At 41.3% G+C, this 22,667-nt stretch carries 20 protein-coding genes and 1 tRNA gene; 18 read left to right on the forward strand and 3 right to left on the reverse strand.

Annotation, left to right across the window (positions count from 1 at the left end):
- Positions 1–159 precede the first annotated feature (159 nt).
- The gene (locus tag DP114_RS30480; protein WP_171977903.1) at positions 160–1,230 is read left to right on the forward strand and encodes a bifunctional riboflavin kinase/FAD synthetase; all 1,071 of its coding nucleotides are present in this window, start codon (positions 160–162) and stop codon (positions 1,228–1,230) included.
- Positions 1,231–1,715: 485 nt separating this feature from the next.
- Positions 1,716–2,789: a hypothetical protein gene (locus DP114_RS30485; RefSeq protein ID WP_171977904.1), complete on the forward strand. Its 1,074-nt coding sequence runs from the start codon at positions 1,716–1,718 to the stop codon at positions 2,787–2,789.
- Positions 2,790–2,810: 21 nt separating this feature from the next.
- Here DP114_RS30485 and DP114_RS30490 read toward each other — a convergent pair whose 3' ends face one another.
- The gene (locus DP114_RS30490; protein WP_171977905.1) at positions 2,811–3,059 is read right to left on the reverse strand and encodes a hypothetical protein; all 249 of its coding nucleotides are present in this window, start codon (positions 3,057–3,059) and stop codon (positions 2,811–2,813) included.
- 200 nt (positions 3,060–3,259) lie between these two features.
- Positions 3,260–3,331, reverse strand: a tRNA-Thr gene (locus tag DP114_RS30495).
- A 358-nt stretch (positions 3,332–3,689) separates the two neighbouring features.
- Between DP114_RS30495 and argF the strand changes: the two genes are divergently transcribed.
- The 7 genes from argF (at position 3,690) to DP114_RS30530 (ending at position 11,552) form a co-directional block, all read left to right on the forward strand.
- A complete protein-coding gene (argF, locus tag DP114_RS30500; protein ID WP_171977906.1) occupies positions 3,690–4,616 on the forward strand; it encodes an ornithine carbamoyltransferase in 927 nt (308 codons plus the stop codon).
- Positions 4,617–4,771: 155 nt separating this feature from the next.
- A complete protein-coding gene (gene lexA, locus DP114_RS30505) occupies positions 4,772–5,377 on the forward strand; it encodes a transcriptional repressor LexA (protein WP_171978351.1) in 606 nt (201 codons plus the stop codon).
- Between the two features lie 227 nt (positions 5,378–5,604).
- Positions 5,605–7,083 carry a DNA phosphorothioation system restriction enzyme gene (locus tag DP114_RS30510; RefSeq protein ID WP_171977907.1) on the forward strand — a complete coding sequence of 493 codons (1,479 nt, stop codon included), beginning with the start codon at positions 5,605–5,607 and terminating at the stop codon, positions 7,081–7,083.
- A gap of 175 nt (positions 7,084–7,258) precedes the next feature.
- The gene (locus DP114_RS30515) at positions 7,259–7,432 is read left to right on the forward strand and encodes a hypothetical protein (protein ID WP_169266178.1); all 174 of its coding nucleotides are present in this window, start codon (positions 7,259–7,261) and stop codon (positions 7,430–7,432) included.
- Entirely contained in the window at positions 7,429–9,501 is a 2,073-nt protein-coding gene (locus DP114_RS30520; RefSeq protein WP_171977908.1) for an AAA family ATPase, read from the forward strand. Before DP114_RS30515 ends, DP114_RS30520 begins: the two co-directional genes overlap by 4 nt.
- A gap of 610 nt (positions 9,502–10,111) precedes the next feature.
- Positions 10,112–10,579: a DNA phosphorothioation-associated protein 4 gene (locus DP114_RS30525; protein ID WP_171977909.1), complete on the forward strand. Its 468-nt coding sequence runs from the start codon at positions 10,112–10,114 to the stop codon at positions 10,577–10,579.
- Between the two features lie 88 nt (positions 10,580–10,667).
- Positions 10,668–11,552 carry a 4a-hydroxytetrahydrobiopterin dehydratase gene (locus DP114_RS30530; protein ID WP_169266175.1) on the forward strand — a complete coding sequence of 295 codons (885 nt, stop codon included), beginning with the start codon at positions 10,668–10,670 and terminating at the stop codon, positions 11,550–11,552.
- Position 11,553: 1 nt separating this feature from the next.
- On the opposite strand, the gene DP114_RS30535 is transcribed toward DP114_RS30530, so the two are convergent.
- Complete coding sequence (locus DP114_RS30535) at positions 11,554–13,152, reverse strand: DGQHR domain-containing protein (RefSeq protein WP_171977910.1); 1,599 nt, start codon at positions 13,150–13,152, stop codon at positions 11,554–11,556.
- Between the two features lie 161 nt (positions 13,153–13,313).
- Here DP114_RS30535 and dndC point away from each other — a divergent pair, with 161 nt between their 5' ends.
- The 9 genes from dndC to DP114_RS30580 all read left to right on the forward strand — a co-directional run bounded on the left by dndC (position 13,314) and on the right by DP114_RS30580 (position 22,620).
- The gene (gene dndC, locus DP114_RS30540; RefSeq protein WP_171977911.1) at positions 13,314–14,915 is read left to right on the forward strand and encodes a DNA phosphorothioation system sulfurtransferase DndC; all 1,602 of its coding nucleotides are present in this window, start codon (positions 13,314–13,316) and stop codon (positions 14,913–14,915) included.
- Between the two features lie 116 nt (positions 14,916–15,031).
- Positions 15,032–17,029 carry a DNA sulfur modification protein DndD gene (gene dndD, locus DP114_RS30545; protein ID WP_171978352.1) on the forward strand — a complete coding sequence of 666 codons (1,998 nt, stop codon included), beginning with the start codon at positions 15,032–15,034 and terminating at the stop codon, positions 17,027–17,029.
- A 71-nt stretch (positions 17,030–17,100) separates the two neighbouring features.
- Entirely contained in the window at positions 17,101–17,490 is a 390-nt protein-coding gene (dndE, locus tag DP114_RS30550; protein ID WP_169266172.1) for a DNA sulfur modification protein DndE, read from the forward strand.
- A gap of 71 nt (positions 17,491–17,561) precedes the next feature.
- Positions 17,562–19,025, forward strand: a complete 1,464-nt coding sequence (locus DP114_RS30555) for a DNA phosphorothioation-associated putative methyltransferase (protein WP_171977912.1) — start codon at positions 17,562–17,564, stop codon at positions 19,023–19,025.
- Positions 19,026–19,166: 141 nt separating this feature from the next.
- Positions 19,167–20,459, forward strand: a complete 1,293-nt coding sequence (locus tag DP114_RS30560; RefSeq protein ID WP_169266171.1) for an AmpG family muropeptide MFS transporter — start codon at positions 19,167–19,169, stop codon at positions 20,457–20,459.
- Positions 20,444–20,848 carry an ABC transporter permease gene (locus DP114_RS30565; RefSeq protein WP_169266170.1) on the forward strand — a complete coding sequence of 135 codons (405 nt, stop codon included), beginning with the start codon at positions 20,444–20,446 and terminating at the stop codon, positions 20,846–20,848. The genes DP114_RS30560 and DP114_RS30565 overlap by 16 nt, the downstream gene beginning before the upstream one ends.
- Before the next feature lie 181 nt (positions 20,849–21,029).
- Positions 21,030–21,227 carry a hypothetical protein gene (locus DP114_RS30570; protein WP_171977913.1) on the forward strand — a complete coding sequence of 66 codons (198 nt, stop codon included), beginning with the start codon at positions 21,030–21,032 and terminating at the stop codon, positions 21,225–21,227.
- Positions 21,228–21,294: 67 nt separating this feature from the next.
- Positions 21,295–21,789 carry a GNAT family N-acetyltransferase gene (locus DP114_RS30575; RefSeq protein ID WP_169266191.1) on the forward strand — a complete coding sequence of 165 codons (495 nt, stop codon included), beginning with the start codon at positions 21,295–21,297 and terminating at the stop codon, positions 21,787–21,789.
- Between the two features lie 72 nt (positions 21,790–21,861).
- Positions 21,862–22,620 (forward strand): HEAT repeat domain-containing protein, encoded by a 759-nt coding sequence (locus DP114_RS30580; RefSeq protein WP_169266168.1) that lies wholly within the window; start codon positions 21,862–21,864, stop codon positions 22,618–22,620.
- Positions 22,621–22,667 lie beyond the last annotated feature (47 nt).

Genomic DNA, 22,667 nt, shown 5'->3' on the forward strand with positions numbered 1-22,667 from the left:
ATAAGGAGCTTTCAGCAATCAGTCGCTAGCACACAACTCGTGCGGAGGTGTCAACGAACAGTTGCACGAGCGTCCTCACCCTACGGGAAGGCATAGGGCTTTGGTTCTAAGAACTGTATTAGCTGACAGCTAAATATAACCTCAAATCCCAGAATCGACGTGCTAAATTTGTCTCAAAATGGGTGTTCTGTGTGGGTAACTTCTTCAACCGAATTGGCTCGAACTCCAACTTTTGTTGCTCTTGGCAAGTTTGACGGCGTACACCGTGGTCATCAAAAGGTTATTCAACCGATATTGCCCCCCCTCAAGAGGGCAGAAGACGAAGGAAACTTTGCCGAAACGCTGTTTGCGTCCTCTCAAACTCCACACCTTTACTCGACGGTTGTCACCTTTAATCCTCATCCACAAGAATTTTTTACTGGACAACCGCGTACTTGGTTAACACCACTGGATGAAAAAGTTCATCAGTTACAATCGCTAGGAGTAGAACAACTCGTCCTGCTGCCTTTCGACAAAGAATTATCTACCTTATCTGCTGAACAGTTTGTAGAAAAGATTCTGGTCAAACAACTGCAAGCTGCACAAATTAGCGTTGGGCAAGATTTTTGCTTTGGTTCCAACCGCAGTGGTACAGCGCTAGATTTGAAGTTGATCGCCGCACAGTACGGCATTCCTGTTTCCATCGTTGCTCTAGAAACGTATGCAAGTCATGAACCTACAGACAGCAGTGATGTCAGTGTTGCTTGGGCCGAGGAAACTCGCATTAGCACTTCACTCATCCGGCAACTTTTACTCCGAGGCGATCTTCAAAGCGCAAATCAACTGTTAGGACGTGCATACACTCTTATCGGTACTGTGATCAAAGGTCAACAACTGGGCAGAACTATTGGCTTTCCCACAGCCAACCTACAATTACCGAAAGACAAGTTTTTGCCCTGCCACGGTGTCTATGCTGTTCGTGTTACCGTCTGCGATGAAACACCAGACAATCCAGAGAATATTTACTTAGGTGTGATGAATATAGGTCATCGCCCAACGGTAAATGGTACGTATCAATCTGTGGAAATCCATCTGTTAGATTGGTCTGGTGATTTGTATGGCAAAAAGCTGATAGTGCAACTAGAAAGATTTTTGCGACCAGAACAAAAATTTTCTTCTCTAGAAGCCCTAAAAACACAAATTCAACAAGACTGTAATGTCGCTAGAGCTTTTTTTCGTGCACAGTCTTAGCTTATTGGGGGAATATTAAGAGGATGTCTGTCTCATAAAGTGTCATTTTGTCATTCTCAGTAGAGCGAAGTGAGACTAGTACTGTTTTGAGGAAAACGTCGGTGGAAGCAACTGGTGAGTCCAGTCCTGCACCGACGTTTTCCGCGTCTTGGGATTTAACTTTTCCGTTGGGGGGAACGAGGAGTTGCTTTTTACCGTCAAACTTTGAGATACTAATACGCGTGTTGCATTCATACTTGTACCTTACCCTCTCTCCAAAGCATCGCAGAGGGGCTTTGGAGATCATTGAGCCGCAACTTGGTATGAGCGTCCAAGGTGCACACTACCCGTTCGCGTAGAGCATAACATTTTAGACTTCAACAGAGATCCTTGTACTGAGGCAATAGGGAAATGGGAAGAAAAACCATTTCCCATTTTCCCATGCATTTATTCATGAGTGCATGAGACAGAAATTCACCCCCGATTTATTGCTAACTTACATCACTATGGGCAACAGCACGAAATATTTACAACAGCTTTTGATAAGCACGGGTAACCCTAAGAATATATTTGAATTAAGTATATTACTAGGTACAGCTTTACCAATTATTTTTTTGACAATTGTCAGTGATCTAGAACACAAAATATTAGAAATTTACGCCATTAAATATACTCTGTTATTCTTGTCAATAGCTCATGTTTCAACAACAGTTTATTTTTATAGTGTCAAAGAATTTAGGTTAAATATAATATCTCAAAATAAATTAAGGTACATATATACACCTTTAATATTATTTTTATTCTCAGGGTGCGTTTTTACTTTCTCAAGCCAGTTTTTAAAACCTTATCTGTTGCTTTTTTATTGGATATGGCAGGCTTATCATTATGGAAAGCAGAATATCGGAGTTTACAGTTTTATTTCGTATTCTCAAACAAGTAAACCAGTATCTAGATTAGAAAAGGCATCTATTAATTTAGGAACATTAGCTGGTATTTTTGCAACGTGGAAAGTTATCGGGTACAGCGTGGCTCCTAGTTATTTACATAATTCCATAAACTTTTTCTACTTGATGGGACAATTCGTGTTCTTGGCGGCTTTAATTTTGAGTGTTTATGTTTTTTTCGTCAAACCGGGGTGTTTTACATTAGTCAAGTCGATATTCTTCTTTTTATTGGTATTCTTCTTTTTACCAATTTATTTCTCTGGCGATACCTTAGTTACTTTTTCTACTTATGCAACAGCACATGGAATTCAATACATTATATTCATGACAGTTATCGCTATAAATTCTGAACAAGCAAAGGATAAAGCCCAAAAACAGTCTACTCTTTTGAAGTCATTGTTTTTACTCTCACTGTATTTAGTAGTGGGAGGCTTGATTTTCTTGTACAGTCAAGAACTAAAAAAGCTTGTCTTTATTCAAAATCAGAGTATCCTTTCAAGTTGTACAGATTTTATTCTGGGAGGATTACTGGGGCTAACTATGGGGCATTTTGTAGTAGATGCTCATGCTTGGAAATTAAGTCAGGTAAATCAAAGAAAGTTTATCTTAAAAAAGTTCTCATTTCTTTTTAAGTAGTTCAGCTTAGGAAGTCCCGTACTATGAATCGGAGTAAGAGGAAAGCTGCTTCTCATTAACTGAAACAATTCTATCCAACCGAATTTCAGTTCCATCCTTCAATTTGATAAAATCAGCTTTATTTGCAGCGTAAACATCAATAATCCGACCTTGCACTTCTACCAACTCATTAGCTGCATCGGAGTAAACAATTCGGCATTCCTGACGCAACGTCGCCAATGCTTCTAATTCATCATGAAAGTCACAACTGACCGGGATATACGTATCCATTGGTAGCATCTCCTGTATATTTATACAACTTATTAGATTTCAATAGGTCAAAGTTGGCTGAATAGGAATGGGCTTTGGTGGCGAATCACTCAACGTAAGTAACTCAGTTTGAGGCAAAACTTTATTAACCTTGACTTAGAACAGTTCGATGACATTAATCTGTTAACGACGACAAATAATATGTTAATCGAAACCACAAAAGCCAGCAATCGGATTTGAACCGACGACCTTCCGATTACAAGTCGGATGCACTACCACTGTGCTATGCTGGCATACTTGTTTTTTTTGAACATCACACTAATTTATGACTATACCATAGGCAAGCTGATTTGACAATATACTAGTGTGAAGAGTTATTGTTGTCCAAATTTCTCTGGAAATACGTCATGTCTATGATACTGCCGATTTCGCAACCAATGAACACACTTTCAGGCGTTCTCGGTGTAATGAAAATCAAACAAACTTGTGATTCTTTTCACTGACGATATTGATAAACTAGTGATATACCAAAGCCACCTTAAAATTATGGGCTAGATATAAAATATCTGGTGTAGTTTTAAGGCAAAATGTTTTGACACGGCTGGGTACACTAAACAGAAAGACAAAAGTGTTCTTTGCAAAGCAACAAGCATGGCAGTGTTGATCGGACGGGATTTATTAAGTCTGGCAGACTTTAGTCCAACGGAAGTTCTAGAACTTCTGCAAATGGCATCTCGGCTAAAATCACAAAAGCTGAGATTGCGGTGTCATAAGGTGTTAGGGCTGTTGTTCTCCAAGGCTTCAACTCGGACACGAGTCAGTTTTACTGTCGCAATGTACCAACTGGGTGGACAGGTAATTGATCTCAATCCCAATGTGACTCAAGTTAGTCGCGGGGAACCACTGCAGGATACAGCGCGGGTTCTGGATAGATATCTCGATATTTTAGCGATTCGTACCTTTGCACAGCAGGAATTGCAAATTTTTGCTAACTCTGCCAAAATTCCTGTTATTAATGCTCTGACTGATTTAGAACATCCCTGTCAAGTTCTGGCTGATTTGATGACAGTGCAAGAATGCTTTGGCACTTTTTCTGGATTGACTTTGACTTATGTAGGGGATGGGAATAATGTGGCAAATTCCCTGTTATTGGGTTGCGCTTTGGTAGGAATGAATGTGAGAATTGCCACACCAAATGGATTTGAACCAAATGCAGCAATTGTAGAAACAGCACGTTCTATTGCAGCCAATAAAACTGAAGTCCTCTTAACTAATGACCCAGAAATTGCAACAAAAGGTTCTCATGTCATTTACACTGATGTTTGGGCAAGTATGGGGCAAGAACAAGAAGCAGACAATAGAATGCCAATTTTCCAACCTTATCAAGTAAATGAACAACTGATGAGTCTTGCGGAACCAGAGGCAATTGTTTTACACTGTTTACCAGCCCATCGTGGTGAAGAAATTACTGATGAGGTTATGGAAGGTTCTGCGTCACGTATTTGGGATCAAGCTGAAAATCGGATGCACGCTCAAAAAGCTTTACTTGCAAGCTTCTTAGGGGCAGAAGAATTTTAAGTTCGTAGAATAGTTATATTTTTACTGGCTTATTGACTGATTTATTCTCTGTTCTGATCTGAATTCATCAAAATATCTAAAATAAATAGTGCGTAGGGAGGTTTTTTGTAGTACTAATGTTCTATAAGCATTTGTATTTACCTCCCTACAAATTTATGGAACGTCTGACAGAAGCTCAAAAAGAACTTTACGAATGGCTGGCAGAATATATACGACAACACCAGCATTCACCTTCGATTCGACAAATGATGCAGGCGATGAATTTAAAATCGCCTGCACCAGTTCAAAGTCGCTTGGAACATTTACGCAATAAGGGGTACATTGAATGGAACGAAGGTAAAGCACGGACAATTAGAGTTCTACAAGCGTTAAAACAAGGTGTACCAATTTTGGGAACGATCGCCGCTGGTGGATTAATAGAACCTTTCACTGAAGCTGTAGAAAATATAGATATAGCTCATTTGTCATTACCTCCCCAAGCATATGCTTTGCGGGTAACTGGTGACAGCATGATTGAAGATTCGATTGTGGAGGGAGATTTGGTATTTTTGCGTCCAGTACTAGAACCAGATCTGCTAAAAAATGGGACTATCGTCGCCGCCAGAGTCGATAGTATTGGTACCACTTTGAAGCGGTTTTATCGAAGCGGCGATCGCATTACCCTCAAACCTGCAAACTCTAAATACAATCCAATCGAGGTAAACGCGACTCAGGTGCAGGTGCAAGGTTCGCTTGTAGCTATTTGGCGCAATTACAACTGATAGATAGGGATGAGGGAAGGAGGGAAGAAGGGAAACAAAGATATTTTCCCACACTCTTTGACTCCCTCACTCCCACACTCTTTCACTCCCAGCCTACGGCGATCTACGATCCACTAGCCCCTAAAAGGGGCGCTGCGCAAACGTTAACGCTAGCCCCGGAGGGGGCTAGCGCAAACGCGCTTCACTCTCACACTCTCTGCCGACTTCTCTTACTACTTATTTAGTTTATGTATTTGATAAAAAATCAAGTTAAGCAAACAGCCACGTTCAAATTAAAATTACCGTTTGTAGGCGAAAGTAGAGGTGGTTATCATACACAACCATTACCAGGATGCCCTAAAATGCCACCATCTCTGCAACTGCGAGGGTATCAGCGACAAGCCGTTAATAACTGGTTTGCCAACAACGGTAGAGGTACGCTGAAAATGGCGACTGGTAGTGGGAAGACAATTACAGCGCTGGCGATCGCCACTGAATTATACAAGCAAATTAACTTGCAAGTCTTGCTCGTCGTTTGTCCCTATCGACATCTTGTCACGCAATGGGCGCGAGAATGTACAAAATTTAATTTGCAACCTATTTTAGCTTTTGAGAGTTTACACAATTGGCAGAGTCAACTTTCCACACAACTTTATAATGTGCGTTCTGGTTCCCAACCGTTTCTTACAGTTATTACCAGCAACTCTACTTTAATGGGGGATGGCTTTCAATCTCAACTCAAATATTTTCCGGAAAAAACTCTCATTATTGGAGACGAGGCACATAACTTAGGTGCACCCAAGTTGGAAGAAAGTTTACCTCGTCGCGTTGGGTTGCGACTGGCTTTATCAGCTACACCAGAAAGGTATTTTGATGAAGGTGGAACCCAATCTTTATTTGATTATTTTGGTCCTGTTCTCAAACCAGAGTTTACTTTAAGAGATGCGATCGCTCAAGGTGCTTTAGTACATTATCTTTATTATCCTATATTAGTAGAATTAACAGACATCGAAAGCCGTGCTTATGCTAAATTAACACAAAAAATTGGACGGGCACTGCTATATCGAGAACGGGAAAACGTTGAATTGGCAGATTTTGAAGATAACGAAGATTTGAAGCCGTTATTGATGCAGCGCGCAAGGTTAATTGGTGCAGCAGAAAATAAGTTAAACGCCTTGCGCGAGTTAATGTCAACTCGCCTTGAAACAACTCATACACTTTTCTATTGTAGTGATGGTTCACAAGAAGTTGGAGAACGTTCTAGCTTACGCCAACTCAAAGCTGTCGTCAAAACTCTAGGGATAGAACTGGGTTATAAAGTCAGTACCTACACATCCCAAACATCTATAGAAGAAAGAGAAGTTTTACGGCGTCAATTTGAAAGTGGTGAATTGCAAGGTTTAGTAGCAATTCGCTGTTTAGATGAAGGGGTAGATATTCCAGCAATTCAAACGGCGGTGATTTTGGCAAGTTCAGCCAATCCTCGCCAATTCATTCAACGACGCGGAAGAGTTTTGCGTCCACATCCTGGAAAGGAACGTGCCACAATTTTTGACATGATTGTTTTACCGCCTGATTTAGATAGAAAAACTTTAGAAGTTGAACGCAATTTATTGAGAAAGGAATTACTGAGATTGGTTGAGTTTGCTGATTTAGCTGATAACGCTGGTGAAGCGAGGATAAAGTTACTCAACTTACAAAAGCGATACGGTTTGTTGGATATTTAATTTTTCAATCTTCCGCCAAGACAGTTAGCAGTCCTAAATGTTTAGTTAAATTCCCTCTTCTCTCTTTCCTCTGCGCCCTTGGCGTCTTGGCGGTTCGATCATTCTTATAGTGTCTTGACTGATAATTGTGAAACCATATAGTATGAAAAGATATAAAAACTCCAATTAAAGTCAGATGACAAAAGAAACTCATATTGATTATGTTCAAGAACCAATTCTCAGTGCACCATCAGAAGTACGGCAAATAATTGATCGTGTGTGGCAGTTGGAGAAAAGTAGACTAGATAAGAAAATTAATAGCCATATTAATGATGATATTCTGGCGATTGTGAAGGAAGCAGTGCGATGAAGCTGACTTCTATTAAGCTTTGTAACTTTCGCTCTTTTTATGGGAAGACACCAGAAATTATTCTTGCAGGAGGAGAGACTCGCAACACAACGATAATTCACGGTAATAATGGTTCAGGAAAAACGAGTCTGTTGAATGCGTTTACTTGGGTGTTGTATGAGAAATTTAGTGCAGCTTTCGCATCGACTGAACAATTAGTTAATAAACGTGCGATCGCCGAAGCGAAACCCGGACAAACTGTAGAATGTTGGGTAGAGGTAGAGTGGGAACATGACGGCAAACGCTACAATGTAAAACGCATATGCCGACTTTATAAAAATGAAAGCGACTTCAACGTAACCAAAACAGAATTGCGTATGCAGGTAGCTGGGGATGATGGACGGTGGTATTTTCCACCTCAGCAACCAGAAGACGTGATTGGGCAAATCTTACCCATTAGTTTACATCAATATTTCTTCTTTGATGGTGAACGCATTGAAGAGATTGTTCGTTCGGACAAGAAAGCTGAAATTGCGGAAGCCACAAAGATTTTTTTAGGCGTAGAAGTCATTAACCGTTCCATCAATCACTTAAAGGAAGCCAAAAAAACTCTGGAAAATGAGTTAAGGATAATTGGTGATTCAGAAATTAAACAGCTTTTGAAACAGCAAAACACTCTCGAACTGGAAATTGAGCGCATCACAAAGCGACAAACAGAAATTAAACAAGAGTTAGAATATCAAGAAACTTTTAAAAAAGAGACAAGCAACCGCTTAAGAGAACTCAGTACTGCCAAGGAATTAGAAGAAAGACGCCAAGAATTAGAAAAACAAAAAGCATCTAATCAGGAAAATCTCAAAGAAAGTAGGGACGCTATTAAAAAAGCAATTTCTGGACGCGGTTATACCATATTACTTTCACAAAACACAGCACAATTTCGAGAAATTATAGATGATTTGAAGCAGCGAGGCGAGTTAACCTCTGGCATTTCACGGGAATTTGTAAATGAATTACTCGACTCTCAATGCTGTATTTGTGGTGCAGACTTACGCCAAGGAACTCACTCACACGAGAATGTGATCAAATTATTAGATAAAGCGGGTTCTTCAATTGTGGAAGAAACAGCCATCCGCATGAGTGCTCAAGTTGATGAAATTGATAAGCAAGCAGTTAGTTTCTGGCAAGAAGTTGATAGAGAGCAAGCACGGATTAATCAGTTAAGACAAAGTATATCACAAACTGAAGGTGAGTTAGATAATATTCAAGAACGATTGCGAAAAGATGCAAATGAAGAAATCAGCAGTTTACAAAAGCGTTTGGATGAAATTGAAGATAAAATCAGAGAGTTCATATTAGAGCAAGGTGCAAATCAGCAACAAATTGCTAACTTGAAAACTGAGTTGGAAGGTTTGAGAAAACAAATCGCCAAGCAGAAACTAAATGAAGACAGACAAGCATTAGCGCAACAACGCATCAGCGCAACTCAAGATGCTATTGAACGGTTAACAGAAGTTAGAAACCGTCAAGAAAAGCAGTTTCGTTGGCAATTAGAAAAGCGGGTACAAGAAATCTTCAGCGAAATTTCGTTTACACCTTATATTCCTAAAATTAGCGATAAATATGAACTAACGCTGGTAGAGAATACAGCAGGTATCGAAATGCCAGTTGCAGCTTCCACAGGAGAAAATCAAATTCTCAGTTTATCTTTTATTGCTAGCATTATCGATAGAGTACGGGAATGGAGTGAAAAGAAAAAAATCCTGCTGGTTCCTGATAGTAGCACTTTCCCAATTGTTATGGATTCTCCCTTTGGGAGTTTGGATGAAATCTCTCGGCGACAAATTGCAAAGACAATTCCTAAATTAGCAAACCAGTTGATTGTGTTGGTAACTAAAACACAATGGCGAGGTGAAGTAGAAGAAGAAATGGCAGATAAAATTGGTAGGGAATATGTGCTGACATATTATTCCTCTAAGCCTGAGTGTGAACAAGATTATATTGAGTTGCCTGGGGAACGGTATCCTTTGGTAAGACAAAGTCCAAATGAGTTTGAGTATACAGAGATTATTGAGGTGATGCGCGAAGGGTAGTTTTTTAAATTTCACACACAGACACAAAATAGAGACACGAAACCTCGCGTCTCTACATTGTTTTTGCGTGAGTTGTTAGAAGTTATAAACTCCAGAAGCGTAGAGAATGCAAAAGAGAAGAAAAGAGAGTGTTGTTGCTTCCGATGCAAGAAATACAACAAATTCACTTCTTGGTAGTTCAAGAACTACATGAATGTTGGGTAATGGTTTTTAAAAATCTTTCTCTCACTGTTCTCATCGGCTCTGTTGTGACTCTATCAACTCAGAGCGCCTTTACTTTTTCTAACTTTGACAACCTTTGAGCTGTAGATTGCCTTAACAAGATATCACCCTAATGCCTGGAGAACTACTATGTGGAAGTTTCTACTTTTATTGTACTATCACACGTGGAGAGTTTGTGATGTAGATGGTGGACAGTTTTCATAAAGTTTTGTGAAGTGCGCTGAGACTGCTTTTGGAGAGGATAAACAGTTTCCCAGTTAGGCGTAGTTTTAAACGAACCGCCTTAGCGTAGCGTGTCCGCAGGACATAGACGCCAAGGACGCAGAGGGAAGAGAAGGCGATCGCTCTATCTCTGAGTTAAGATTGTCACAAACTAGATTTAAGTAAAATGGCTGAAACTGGTAGAATCAGGGTTGCGAAAGATAAGGCTGAGTTGGTAAAAGCTTTAACATCAGTTGATGGTGCAACTGGTCTTTTTCAAACTTATGCTGATGTAATTGTGTTTGCTGCTGCTTTGGGTGCAAAGCATAATAAGCGGGTTCCTTTGGGGGAGATATCTAAAAGAGAACCATCTCCAATTCCCCAAGAACAGTTTATTGTTAGGGGATATGATACGGTTATTAATGTAATAGCAATTACTGAGACTAAGGATATCAAAATTTTATCTTTCAATGAAGACAAAAATGTTGAAAAACGCAACCACATCTTTGAAGAATATGCAAATGGTGGACTTGAATTGTTACAAGCAGAATTACATGGTGCAGTAGATTACACAGAAAGAATTTTACTCATGCTTAGTTCCGAGAAATTGGAAAATCAGCCCGAAGAGGAGTTTGATTTAAGTAGGTTTATTTAATATTTAATATGATATACGGAAAGTTTCTGCATAATAAATAGTTATACCTACCGATTCACAAGCATTTCTATTAACGGAGTAGAAGCCTATGTTCAAACCTCCTATCTTCATCAGCTACCGTAGATCTGATATTACTTCTGAAGCTGGTCGTCTATACAGCACAATTTCTAAAGAAATTGGGAAAGATATGGTATTTATTGATACCTCTTCAATTGAGCCGGGAACTGACTGGCCCCAGGAACTTGTTGATGCATTAGAAGCATCGCTGATAGCAGTATTGGTTATAGGTCCTGATTGGATTAAATCTAGCGATGAGTATGGGTTACGTAGGATCGACCAGGAAGATGATTGGGTTCGCAAAGAAATAGAATATTGTCTAGCCAAGGGCAAAAAAATTTTGCCTGTATTATTCAATGGAGCAAAAATGCCACCTTCTAATAAATTACCATCATCAATAGCTCCCATAACTAGCAAGCAAGCTGTAGAAATTCGTAATACCTATTGGGATCACGATATTAAACTTGTTCTTACGCAATTAAGAGCATCAATTGACAATATTCATCATACCAGCAGTGAAGTACCTTGGAGTGACTATCCTATTCCTCATCCTGAGAAGCCAGAGGAAATTAGTGATGAAAAACTTTCGATTGCATTAGCTAATCATTTATCTCAATGGGAAAAAGTTATTAGTCCCTTACCTGAAAATCAAAGCAATGTTAGGATTGAACTCTTTCGCAAGTACAAGTTTAAGACATTTCTTGATGCAGTAGAATTCATGAATAAAGTTGCTCCTGGATGTGAAATTGTGCTTCACCATCCAAGGTGGGAAAATATATGGAAAACTTTGAGAGTTTATTTAACCACATGGGATATTGGACATCGCATATCAGATAGAGATATCCAGCTGGCGAAGTATTTTGACAAAGCTTATGCTGAATTTCCCGGGGCAGTCGGAGATTCCTCAAAAGATTGATTTACAAAACTGATGGAAGTCCTACTTGCTTGGGTTCAACAAACTTACCATCAAACCCGATTGTTTTATTTTCAACAGTTCTAGCTTTAGCCAAATCTTTGCGAAGTTCCGCACGTTCCATCTGATCCTGAATTCCACCCAGAATATATATCAGTAACTTCGCCGCCAGATCCCGTCCAGCAACTTGGACTCGCTTTTTGTTTGGGTCATACAAAATACCGTACCAGAGAGATTGCGGGTACTCCATACCGCTAAAACCACCGGAACGGTCGAATTTTTGCAGTTTCTTAAAAATGTCTGCACTCGATAGCCCTTTCTTAAAAACCAAAATACCCAAAGCTTGGGCTAAAGCCACTTGACCAACAGGACGGAAAAGCATATTTCCTTCACCGCCATCTTTCTCAAAGCTGAATCGTCGTAATGCAGGCGTACCCTCATCTTCAAGAAGTTTATAACTTGGAAGCGTTGCCAAAGAATCGAATAACTTGTGAAATTCCTGTATCCCCTCATAAAGTTCCTCATCCTCTGGACGCATGGGAATGAGACCTTTATCCAAGGGTTTCCAGTGAGAGTACTTTTGCCCCAAGTATCGTTCAGACATTTCTTTTAAAGCTTGCAGTGTTGTCAAAACTGTTGAGTTCGCTGCAACTGTCGCACTATTCCAATTGACGCGAGGCTTTCGGGTTTCCTGTTGTTCCAAAAGCGGATGGTTGACAGCGATTTTTCTGGCAACTATCGAAAAACCATCATCTTCATTCAGTTGTGCTAACTGACCTTTACTCAAGGGTGCAGCCATCAAATTAACATGAACAAAGATGGATCTCACTCGTCGCCTTGCCTCTTCGCGGGTTTCACCAGCCGCAACCGCACAAATGAACTCAATACCAATTTTTTCCTTGGGTAAGCTTTGCAGGTAAGCTGGTTCCACACGATATTGTTCTACTAAGTCAGCCAACGTAATGAAAGTTTCGTAAGCAGTTTTATCCTTCTTATATCGCTGGAGTTTGCCGGTTTTGATCAACTCCATTAAACCCTGCACCCCCATCAATCGATGTTGACCATCCAAGGCATAAATGGTGACATTTTCTTCAGAAAGGTTAAGCAGACCGACTTTATCATCTTTATCCAGTGGAGTGAATTCGGTGGTGGATTTTGTGGCGCGTCCCTGACTATCCCACTCAGCAGCTTTGGGATTATCCACCCACGGTTGATTAATTACCACGAGAACTGGCGGAAACTTGTGATTTTTTCGCGCTGCCAAATACTGCACAAGCGGTGCTTGACGTGACCAATCAAGGGGACGCTGTTGAATTTCATCAATGGTATCCGCGTCAATTTCGATGTTATCAGTTTCTGGATTGTACTTTTTTTGAAGTAAGGGTAAGCCAGACGCGAAGTGAACACGACCCGCAAACCATTCTAGGGTGACAGAACCAACATAAGCCTCAGTACCACCCATCTCAGTTTTCTGAACCAGAATGCGATCCTTCCTCCCAAGGAACTTCTCTAGAAGTAAAGCGAGTAGCTGTTGGTCTTTGATTTCCCGTTGCAAGTACTCACTAGCGATGTCATTGGTTGGGTCTGATGCGCTGTCCTTCATAGTGGTTTTTGAAAACTGGAGGGTTTGGTACAAATTAATTCTCTATAAAATTCAGTTAATATGAAAAAGTTTTTAAAAACTTTACGTTTACAATACTAAGGTTTGATAGCACTACATATAATTCGGGTGAGTAACGTCCGTGTTTAGACAGGGAAGGAGAAATGGCTACAGCACAACAGTCAGAAAATCAAAGTCAGCAAGCCCGTACTGTGGCAGAGTTAGTTGATTATATCCAAGAACTCACCACAGAAATACAAGAATTATACTGTCTGGATGCCATTCCTTGGGTAGTTGGATACTCTGGTGGTAAAGATTCAACAGCAACTTTGCAGTTGATTTGGAATGCGATCGCACAACTCCCACCCGAAAAACGGACTAAGGCAATCCATGTTATTACAACAGATACGTTGGTAGAAAACCCTGTCGTCTCTGCTTGGGTACGCAACTCTTTAGATCAGATGAAGGCAGCCGCGAAAGAACAAGGAATGCCTATTGAACCTCATCTAAATTATCCAGCAATCAAAGATACTTTTTGGGTTTGCTTGATTGGCAAAGGTTATCCAGCACCACGCAACAGATTTAGATGGTGTACTGAACGCCTGAAAATTCAACCCGCCGACAGCTTCATTCGTGAAATGATTCGTGCCAGCGGTGAAGTGATTCTTGTGCTTGGTACACGAAAAGCCGAAAGCGTTAAACGCGCTATAACGATGGCAAAGCATCGAGACTGGCGAATACGCGATCGCCTCAATACAAATCCCAATCGACCGAACTCGCTGATTTACCTGCCCATCGAAGACTGGCGTACTCATGAAGTGTGGATTTACCTCAACCAATGGCAGAATCCTTGGGGATACAGCAACAAAGATTTATTCACCATGTATCGAGGTGCAACAGCGGATAATGAATGTCCCCTCGTGATTGATACTTCTACCCCGAGTTGTGGCGACTCTCGCTTTGGTTGCTGGGTTTGCACAATGGTTAGTAAGGATAAATCGATGGAAGCGATGATTCAAAATGACGAAGAAAAAGAATGGATGCAACCTCTATTAGATATCCGCAATGAATTAGATGCCGAAGATGACCGTGACAAAAGAGACTTCCGACGCATCTGGGGCGAAGTCACATTATTTGAACGCAACATGGATGGAGAAATCTCCGTAGAACCAATTCCTGGTCCATATACCAAATATTGGCGTGAACATTGGCTAAGAAAAGTTCTAGAAGCGCAAACCCAAATCCGTCGCACAGCACCAGAAAATATGCGTGACATTACCCTAATTACTATAGAAGAATTGAGTGAAATTCGCCGGATTTGGCTAGAAGAAAAACACGAATTTGATGATAGTTTACCCCGCATTTATAAAGAAGTGACAGATGAACCTTTTATAGATCCGCGTCCTGGTGCTGGTAACAGTCTTCTTGGTAGCGATGAATGGGCGGTGCTGGAAGAAATTTGTGAAGAAGATGCAATGCACTTAGAACTCATGGCGAAGCTTCTCGACACAGAACGCCAGTATCGCAAAATGTCGCGTCGTGTAGGAATTTACGATGCGTTAGCCAAATGTTTTGAAACAAGTTCTCGTTCTCCAGATGAAGCAATTAAAAACGCTCATTTGAAACGAGACTTGAAAGCCGCAGCAAGTGAAGGCGATATTGAAAAAGTCAAGCAGTTGACTTTGGGTGATGTGACTGTTTCTGAAACAGAAAAACCGCAAACTTGGGGAAATATCAAATATAAAAAGAGGAATTCTGTTGATTGAATTTTAGGTGAATCAAATTGCAATCAACTAGAAACCCGGCGAATTCCATTCGCCTAATGGTTTTTATTTTGCTATATAATAACCTGGTATCTTTTCTAGCCAAAGTCTCTATCCACATGATATTTGTTGAACTTGTCCTACAAAACTTTGGTCCCTACAATGGACGCCAAGTTATCAACCTTAACCCACAAGAAAATGATAATTCTCGCCCCATCCTCTTATTAGGTGGAATGAACGGTGGTGGCAAAACAACTTTGATGGATGCGATTCGCCTTGCGCTTTATGGATCTCGTGCTCAATGCTCTAACCGTGGTAATTTAAGCTATAGTGATTTTCTTAGCCAATGCGTTAACAGTCATACTCCAGGAATTGAAAAAACACGGGTTGAATTACTTTTTGAACATATTGAAAATGATCAGCCAGTCAAATACCGAATAGTGCGAACTTGGGAAAAAAATCCTAAAGATGGTAAAGATAATTTAGGAATTTTGGAATTAGACGTTGCCAAACAAGAGGATTGGCTTAGAGAAGAATTAGTTAATACTTGGGACGATTACATTGAAAATCTACTTCCGTTAGGAATTTCTAATTTGTTTCTCTTTGATGGAGAACAGGTGAAAGAACTTGCAGAACAGGAAGTACCGCCACCTATTGTTGTTGATGCAATTCGCGGACTTTTGGGGCTAGAGTTGGCAGAACGTTTGGGAGTTGATTTAGAAATTGTGGTCAATCGCAAACGTAAGGAAATAGCCGATACTAAAGATTTGGTAAATATAGAGGAAATTGAAAAAAGATTAAAACAGCAACAAGCAGAATACGAAGAAAAAACGAAACAGCTAGAAAAATTAAAAACCGAATTACAAGAATTAGAAAAAGAAAAGCAAGACGCGTTTGATAAATTTGTTTATGAAGGCGGTAAAATCGCAGCAGAACGAAATCAACTAGAATTACAAAAGAAGCAAAAAACTACTGACGTAGAACAAGCACGTCAGGGAATGTGTCAATTAGCGGATAGTATTCTACCACTGGCGTTGATTGAACCTTTACTGACTCAAGCGCAACGCCAAGGAGAAAAAGAATTTCGCATTCAACAAGCGCAAATAGCAAGAGATATATTATTTGAACGAGATAAACGTTTACTCAATTGGATGACTCAAGCAGGAATTTCTGAAGAACAAGTTGAAAAAATAAAAGCATTTTTAGAACAAGATGAAGAGACATTGCGAGCCAATTTGATACAACCAGAAGAATCCTGGTTATTAGCTGACGCTGAAACCTTAAGTCAATTGGGCAATATTTTCTACTACCTGCAAAATGAGAAGAAGATAGCCAAGCAACAAATTGACATTCTCGCAAATAAAGAAGAAGATATTGTCACTCTAGAAAGACAAATACAGACGGCAGCCGAACCAGAAGCTTATAAACAGTTAGTTGATGCACTCGAAGCAGCACAAAATAAAGTTTCTCAAATGAAAGCTGCAAGCGAAGTCACAAAACGCAGCTGTGATGAATTAGAGGCTGAAATAAAAAAAATCAAAAAGGACTTACAAGAATATAGTAAGCAAAATATTGACCGCAAAAACTACGAACATATTATTACCTCTGCAGCCAAAGTCCAACAAACACTCAAGCTTTTCCGCGAAAAATTAACCCTCAGAAAACTCAACAAACTCGAAGTTGAAGTTACCGAATGCTTCCGCTATCTCCTCCACAAATCAGACTTAGTGCATCGCGTTGCAATTGACACTCATACCTTCAGCCTGTCGCTATACGATGTACAAGGTAAACCCGTTCCAAAACATCGTCTTTCTGCAGGTGAAAAACAACTCTTAGCGATCGCCTTCCTCTGGGGATTAGCCCGCGTTTCCGGACGTCGCTTACCAGTCGCAATTGACACACCTCTCGGACGCTTAGACTCCTCCCACCGCAACAACCTAGTTGAACGTTACTTCCCATCAGCCAGCCATCAAGTCATTCTCCTTTCCACAGATACAGAGATAGGAAAAAAAGAAGTCAAAATATTGCGAGAAAACGAGGCGATCGCCCGCGAATACCTCCTCAAATACGACTCATCCACCCGTCAGACAACAGTTGAACCAGGCTACTTCTGGTAAACTCTGTTCTTTCTCTTGTTTCTCTTCCTCTGCGTTCTCTGCGCCTCTGCGGTTCATTACTCTAAGACAACATGGAAACCCCAATAGATCGTATCAAACTCTCCCAAACAGCCAAAGACCAACTCCTCAAACTCAGACGCAACACCAAAATCGACCAATGGAACATCCTGTGTCGTTGGGCGTTTTGTCGTTCCTTAGCCGAACCAACCTCACCCTCACCCGTACCAATTCCTCAAGATAGTAACGTCGAAATGACATGGCGCGTCTTTGGTGGCGAAATGTCCGATATATTCCTACTCGCCCTCAAACAACGCTGCTACAACGACGGCTTCCCAACAGACAAAGAAACCCTGGCGACACAATTTCGCCTCCATCTACATCGCGGTATCGGTTACCTCGCAGGTGATCCAAATATCAAGAAGATTGAAGATTTAGTTGAATTAGCGACAAAAAAGATATAAGCATTAACACAGATGCACGCAGATAAACTATCCGTGAGCATCTGTTTATTTGTGCTTTGCTTAATATCCTTATGTCGCCAGAGAGTTACGTAGAAATAGAACGCCATAAAGCCGCTATTTTTCGCACCGACTTGTCCAGACCTGTGCGATTGGCAATAGAATGGGCAATTATAAATAACGATACCACGTTTTTTGACTACGGTTGCGGACACGGTGGCGATGTGGAGCGAGTAGCGAACTTAGGCTACACCAGTTCAGGCTGGGATCCATACTATTACCCAGATACCCCCTGTGTTCCTGCTGATGTCGTGAACTTGAGCTACATCCTGAACGTCATTGAAGACACAGAGGAACGCCGCCAAGCTCTTTGCCAAGCTTGGGAACTCGCCCACAAAGTCTTAATTGTTGCAGCTCAAGTTCTGATAAATGCTCCCAGCAAGACTCAAGTTGCTTACAGTGATGGTATCGTCACCAGTCGCAACACGTTTCAGAAATATTACGAACAAGAAGAACTTAAAAGATACATTGATGAAACCCTAAATGTCGATGCGGTACCAGTCGCGCTGGGTGTGTATTTTGTTTTTCGAGATGAAGCCGAAAAAGAAGAATTCAAAGCAATACGCTTTTTCTCCAGAACCTCAACACCAAAGGTACGCATTCCTACCAAGCGGTTTGAGGATTACCAAGAGATGTTGGAACCACTGATGGCTTTTTTTACTCAACGTGGCAGACTTCCAGTGAAAGGCGAATTGGATAACGAACAGGAATTGCTGAGTGAATTTAAAAACTTTCGCCGTGCTTTTGCTGTGGTTTTGCAAGCGACTGATGAGACAGAATGGGATGCGATCGCCTACCGCCGTTCTCTTGACATCCAAGTTTATCTTGCTCTCACCCACTTCGATCAACGCCCGACATTCCATAAATTACCACGAGAAATACGCCATGACATCAAAGCCTTTTTTGGCAGTTATGAAGAAGCTTGCGAAGTTGCTGATGCTAAGCTTTTCAGTTTGGGTAAAACCGGAGTCGTCCAAACAGCTTGCGAAAAAAGTAAAATTGGCAAACACACTCGTAGCGCCCTTTACGTCCATGTTTCAGCCCTTAGTGAACTCGATCCCTTGCTGCGAATTTACGAAGGCTGCGCAAGTCGCACTGTTGGAAGTGTCGATGACACAACGCTGATAAAGTTTTGTACAGATGAGCCACGAATATCCTACCTGTTCTATCCGGAATTTGATACTGATGCCCATCCAGAACTAAAAGCGAGTATCACGATCGACTTAAAAACTTTGCGCATAACTCACCGAGATTATGAACAAAGGAAAAATCCGCCAATTCTTCACCGTAAAGAAACATTTGTGATCTCTAACTATTCATTATACCAAGAATTTGCTCAACTTACCCAAAAAGAACAAGAATTAGGACTACTCAAGGATAAAAGCGAGATTGGTACTCGTGAAGGTTGGGCAAAATGCTTGGCTGAACACGATGTAGAAATTAGAGGACATCAAATTCATTTCCTTAACGAAAATTAGGATTCAGCCAAAAAATGAAAAACGCCAACTGCATAAGATAGTGAAACTTTGCGTTATTTATAGGCATCTTTGCCACAGATTACGCCGTCAGTATGACAAGATCTCTCAAATTGTTCCACTTTAGGAGAAACAAATAAAACAGTGCAAACAATTTCATCATTACTACAAGTTTTTAAAAGCCGCAAGATGGCGGCTTTGTTGTTATTAGGTTCGTCATCGGGTTTGCCGTTCTTCTTAACGGGAAACACCTTGAAAGCTTGGATGACAGTAGAAAAAGTTGATTTAACAGCCATTGGGTTGTTTAGCTTAGTCGCTATACCATATTCCTTTAAATTTATCTGGGCACCTTTGTTAGATAGATTTACACTCCCATTTTTGGGACGACGGCGGGGTTGGTTAATTGTGATACAAATGGCGTTGTTAATTGCGATCGCCCTCATGGCTTTCCAACAACCCAAGCAAGCATTACAACTCTTAGCCATCAACGCCTTAGTAATTGCCTTTTTCAGCGCCACTCAAGACATCGTCGCCGACGCTTATCGTACTGATGTCCTTAACGAATTAGAAATGGGCGCAGGTGCAGCAGTTTTCGTTTTGGGTTATCGACTGGCGCTCATACTCACAGGTTCCTTGGCGCTTATACTTGCTGATAGAATACCGTGGTCATCAGTTTACTTGTTGATGGCAGCAAGTATGGCAATTGGGATTTTTGGCACTCTCTTCGCACCAGAACCAAAGCGAATTAGCCCACCAGAGTCATTAGTAGATGCGGTTATATTACCATTTGGGGACTTCTTCCAGCGTCGAGGTGTACTCCAAGCCTTATTGGTTTTGATGTTCATCCTCTTCTACAAACTGGGCGATGCTTTTTTGAGTAGTATGGCAACTCCCTTTTTGCTGCAAACAGGCTTCACCCTAACCGATATTGGCGCAATCCAAACAGGTATGGGACTCATTGCTTCCATTGTAGGTGCTCTCACAGGGGGAGTGATTTTGAGTAAAATCGGTATCAATCGTTCCCTTTGGGTATTTGGCTTTTTGCAAGCAGCGAGTAACCTAGCTTACTTTTTCCTGGCTCAAATCGGTAAAAACTACCAGTTTTTAGTGCTGACAATAAACGTAGAAAACTTTTGTGGTGGGTTAGGAACAACAGCATTCGCAGCTTTTATGATGAGTCAGTGCAACCCGCGTTTTTCTGCCACTCAATTTGCTTTATTATCAAGCATTATGGCGTTCAGTCGCGATATTTTGGTTTCCCCAGCTGGCAGTTTGGCAAAAAGTACGGGTTGGTCTATATTCTTCTTAATTAGTATCATCGCTGCTTTGCCAGGGTTACTTCTATTGCCATTCTTCGCCCCTTGGAACCAAAAGCCAGCAGCAATGAACAGACCAGGAGTTGATAATGAAAAAGAGGATTTATGGGGCAAAAACTGATCATTATTGTTGCAACAGCTATTCTTTTAATTACTGGCGTCTTACTTGGTTACGTTCTTTCCCAGTTAGTTCTGGGATACTTGACGCCTAACTTACTAACTCTTTTAGGGACTTTCAGCCTTATTATAATTTTTGGTACACTTTATTACGTTTTATTTTGGGAGTTCAGAAGACAGCAGGCGCAAACTTCACCAGCAGCAAGAACGCGAGCCTCCCGAAGACAGCAGCCTGAACCTGATGCAAATCTCAAAAATAGACTCATTTCTTTAACTGGTGATGCAACTGCTGCCCAACGGTTAGTAGATCAAGCAAAGGTTGAGTACCCTAATATGCCAGAAAATTGGTATTGGGAAAAAGCAATTGCTGATTTTGAAAGTGCTAACCCATAAGGGAACAGAGAACAGAGAACAGTAAACAGTGAACAGAGGAAGCGATTTCTTGATCCCCTGATAACTGATAACTGATAACTGTTTTAAGAAGGAGGTGGTGTTTGTTTCATTCTTGATTGCGAGTGTGTAACCGCGCTAGTCAAAGCTCACAAATATCAACTGTTCGTTGCAAAATGAAAGTATGGCTATATTTCGTCAGTACATCGCGCCGTTTTTCGTAGTGTTAGTTTTCATTATTGCTCTTGTAGCAGTCAGTTCCCGCATCTTTTTACCTTCTGATATGGCTGCACCCGCACCCGTTGAAGAAACTGGGGAAGTGGGAGCTGTAAATACGCCGCTATTCACACTGTCTACCTTGTCGCCTTCTTTAAGTGTCTGAAGAATTGCTACCGAATTACACAATTCGCCGTGGTTCCACCTTGGATAGAGCGCTGCTGGTAAAATTCATGCAGCGAACTTACCAAGAAGCCTTTGCACAGCAAGACTTCTCCCATCTCGCGCAAACAGTTGAACAATACTTCTCCAGAGACACTCCCCTTTGGTGGGTTGATTTTGTAGAAGTAGAACAAAAGGAAGCACCAGAAGCTGGCAGAGAAAGCAATTCCAAATTCCAAATTCCAAATTCCAAATTAGGAGTCTCTCCCTCCCTACCTCCCTCATCCCCGATCGCTGGTTTATGGGTAGGAAATGCCATAGATCAAGTCCAAGGCGATCGCCATGCTCATATCTTTTTACTCTACGTTGTGCCAGAACACCGACGACAAGGTGTCGGGACAGCTTTGATGCAATATGTAGAAAATTGGGCAAGGGCTAGAGGTGATCACCAAATTGGGTTGCAAGTCTTTCAAACCAACACAGCCGCATTGAATCTTTACAATCAGCTAGGATATCAAACCCAATCACTGTGGATGGTAAAATCTCTTGAGAACACACAAGAATAGGGTTGTCAACCCTGGTTTATTGACTTATTGGCACGGGGGATTATATCTTAATCCCTAACAGGGATTGAAACTATGTATGACGAAGACGACCTAAGCTTACTTGATGTCGAAGCAGAACTAGAAAGTCCTCTGGATCACATGGAACCCGTCACTGCCGAAACAGAGACGCCAATGCCCAATCCAGAGCAGATGCTAGCATTATTAGAACATCAACAGCCGCAGCAAAGGATGTTAGCGGCGCGTGCTTTTTGTGACATAGAAGATGCTAGGGCTATCCCCCATCTGATTCGCTTATTAACTGATACCTGTCCTTTGGTACGGGTGAGTGCAGCCTATGGTATTGGACGCAACCCCAGCTTAGATGCTGTGGAACCTTTGATTGCCCAGTTAAACCGAGATTGGAATGGCTACGTACGTAAAGGAATTGTTTGGGCGTTGGGGAACTGTCGCGATCGCCGCAGCCTAGCACCTCTAGTAGATGCTTTAAGAACCGATATTTCCGCAGTACGCCTGTGGGCGGCTACCGCCTTAGCACAAATGGCACAAGTGGGATATGAAGCTGTTGTGGGAGCAATGCCCCCCTTGATTTCAGCCTTGGTACAAGATCCCGTCGCACCAGTACGCAGCAATTGCGCTTGGACAATTGGACAACTTTGCCGCGAACTGCCTTCTAATGTCGTTTATGCTACTGCAATTGATGCACTGATTCAAGCCTTTGCCGAAGATAAAGATTTGGGAGTGCGGGAAGACGCTAAAGCCTCCCTTTTGGGAGTTGGTGACCCCCGTGGACTTCAGTTGATTGAGACTTTGGAACAGGAAGGCTGGTTTTGATTTCAGTTATCAGTTATCAATTGTTCACTGTTCACTGTTCACTGTTC

Source organism: Brasilonema sennae CENA114 (assembly GCF_006968745.1).
In the GTDB taxonomy this organism is placed as follows: domain Bacteria; phylum Cyanobacteriota; class Cyanobacteriia; order Cyanobacteriales; family Nostocaceae; genus Brasilonema; species Brasilonema sennae.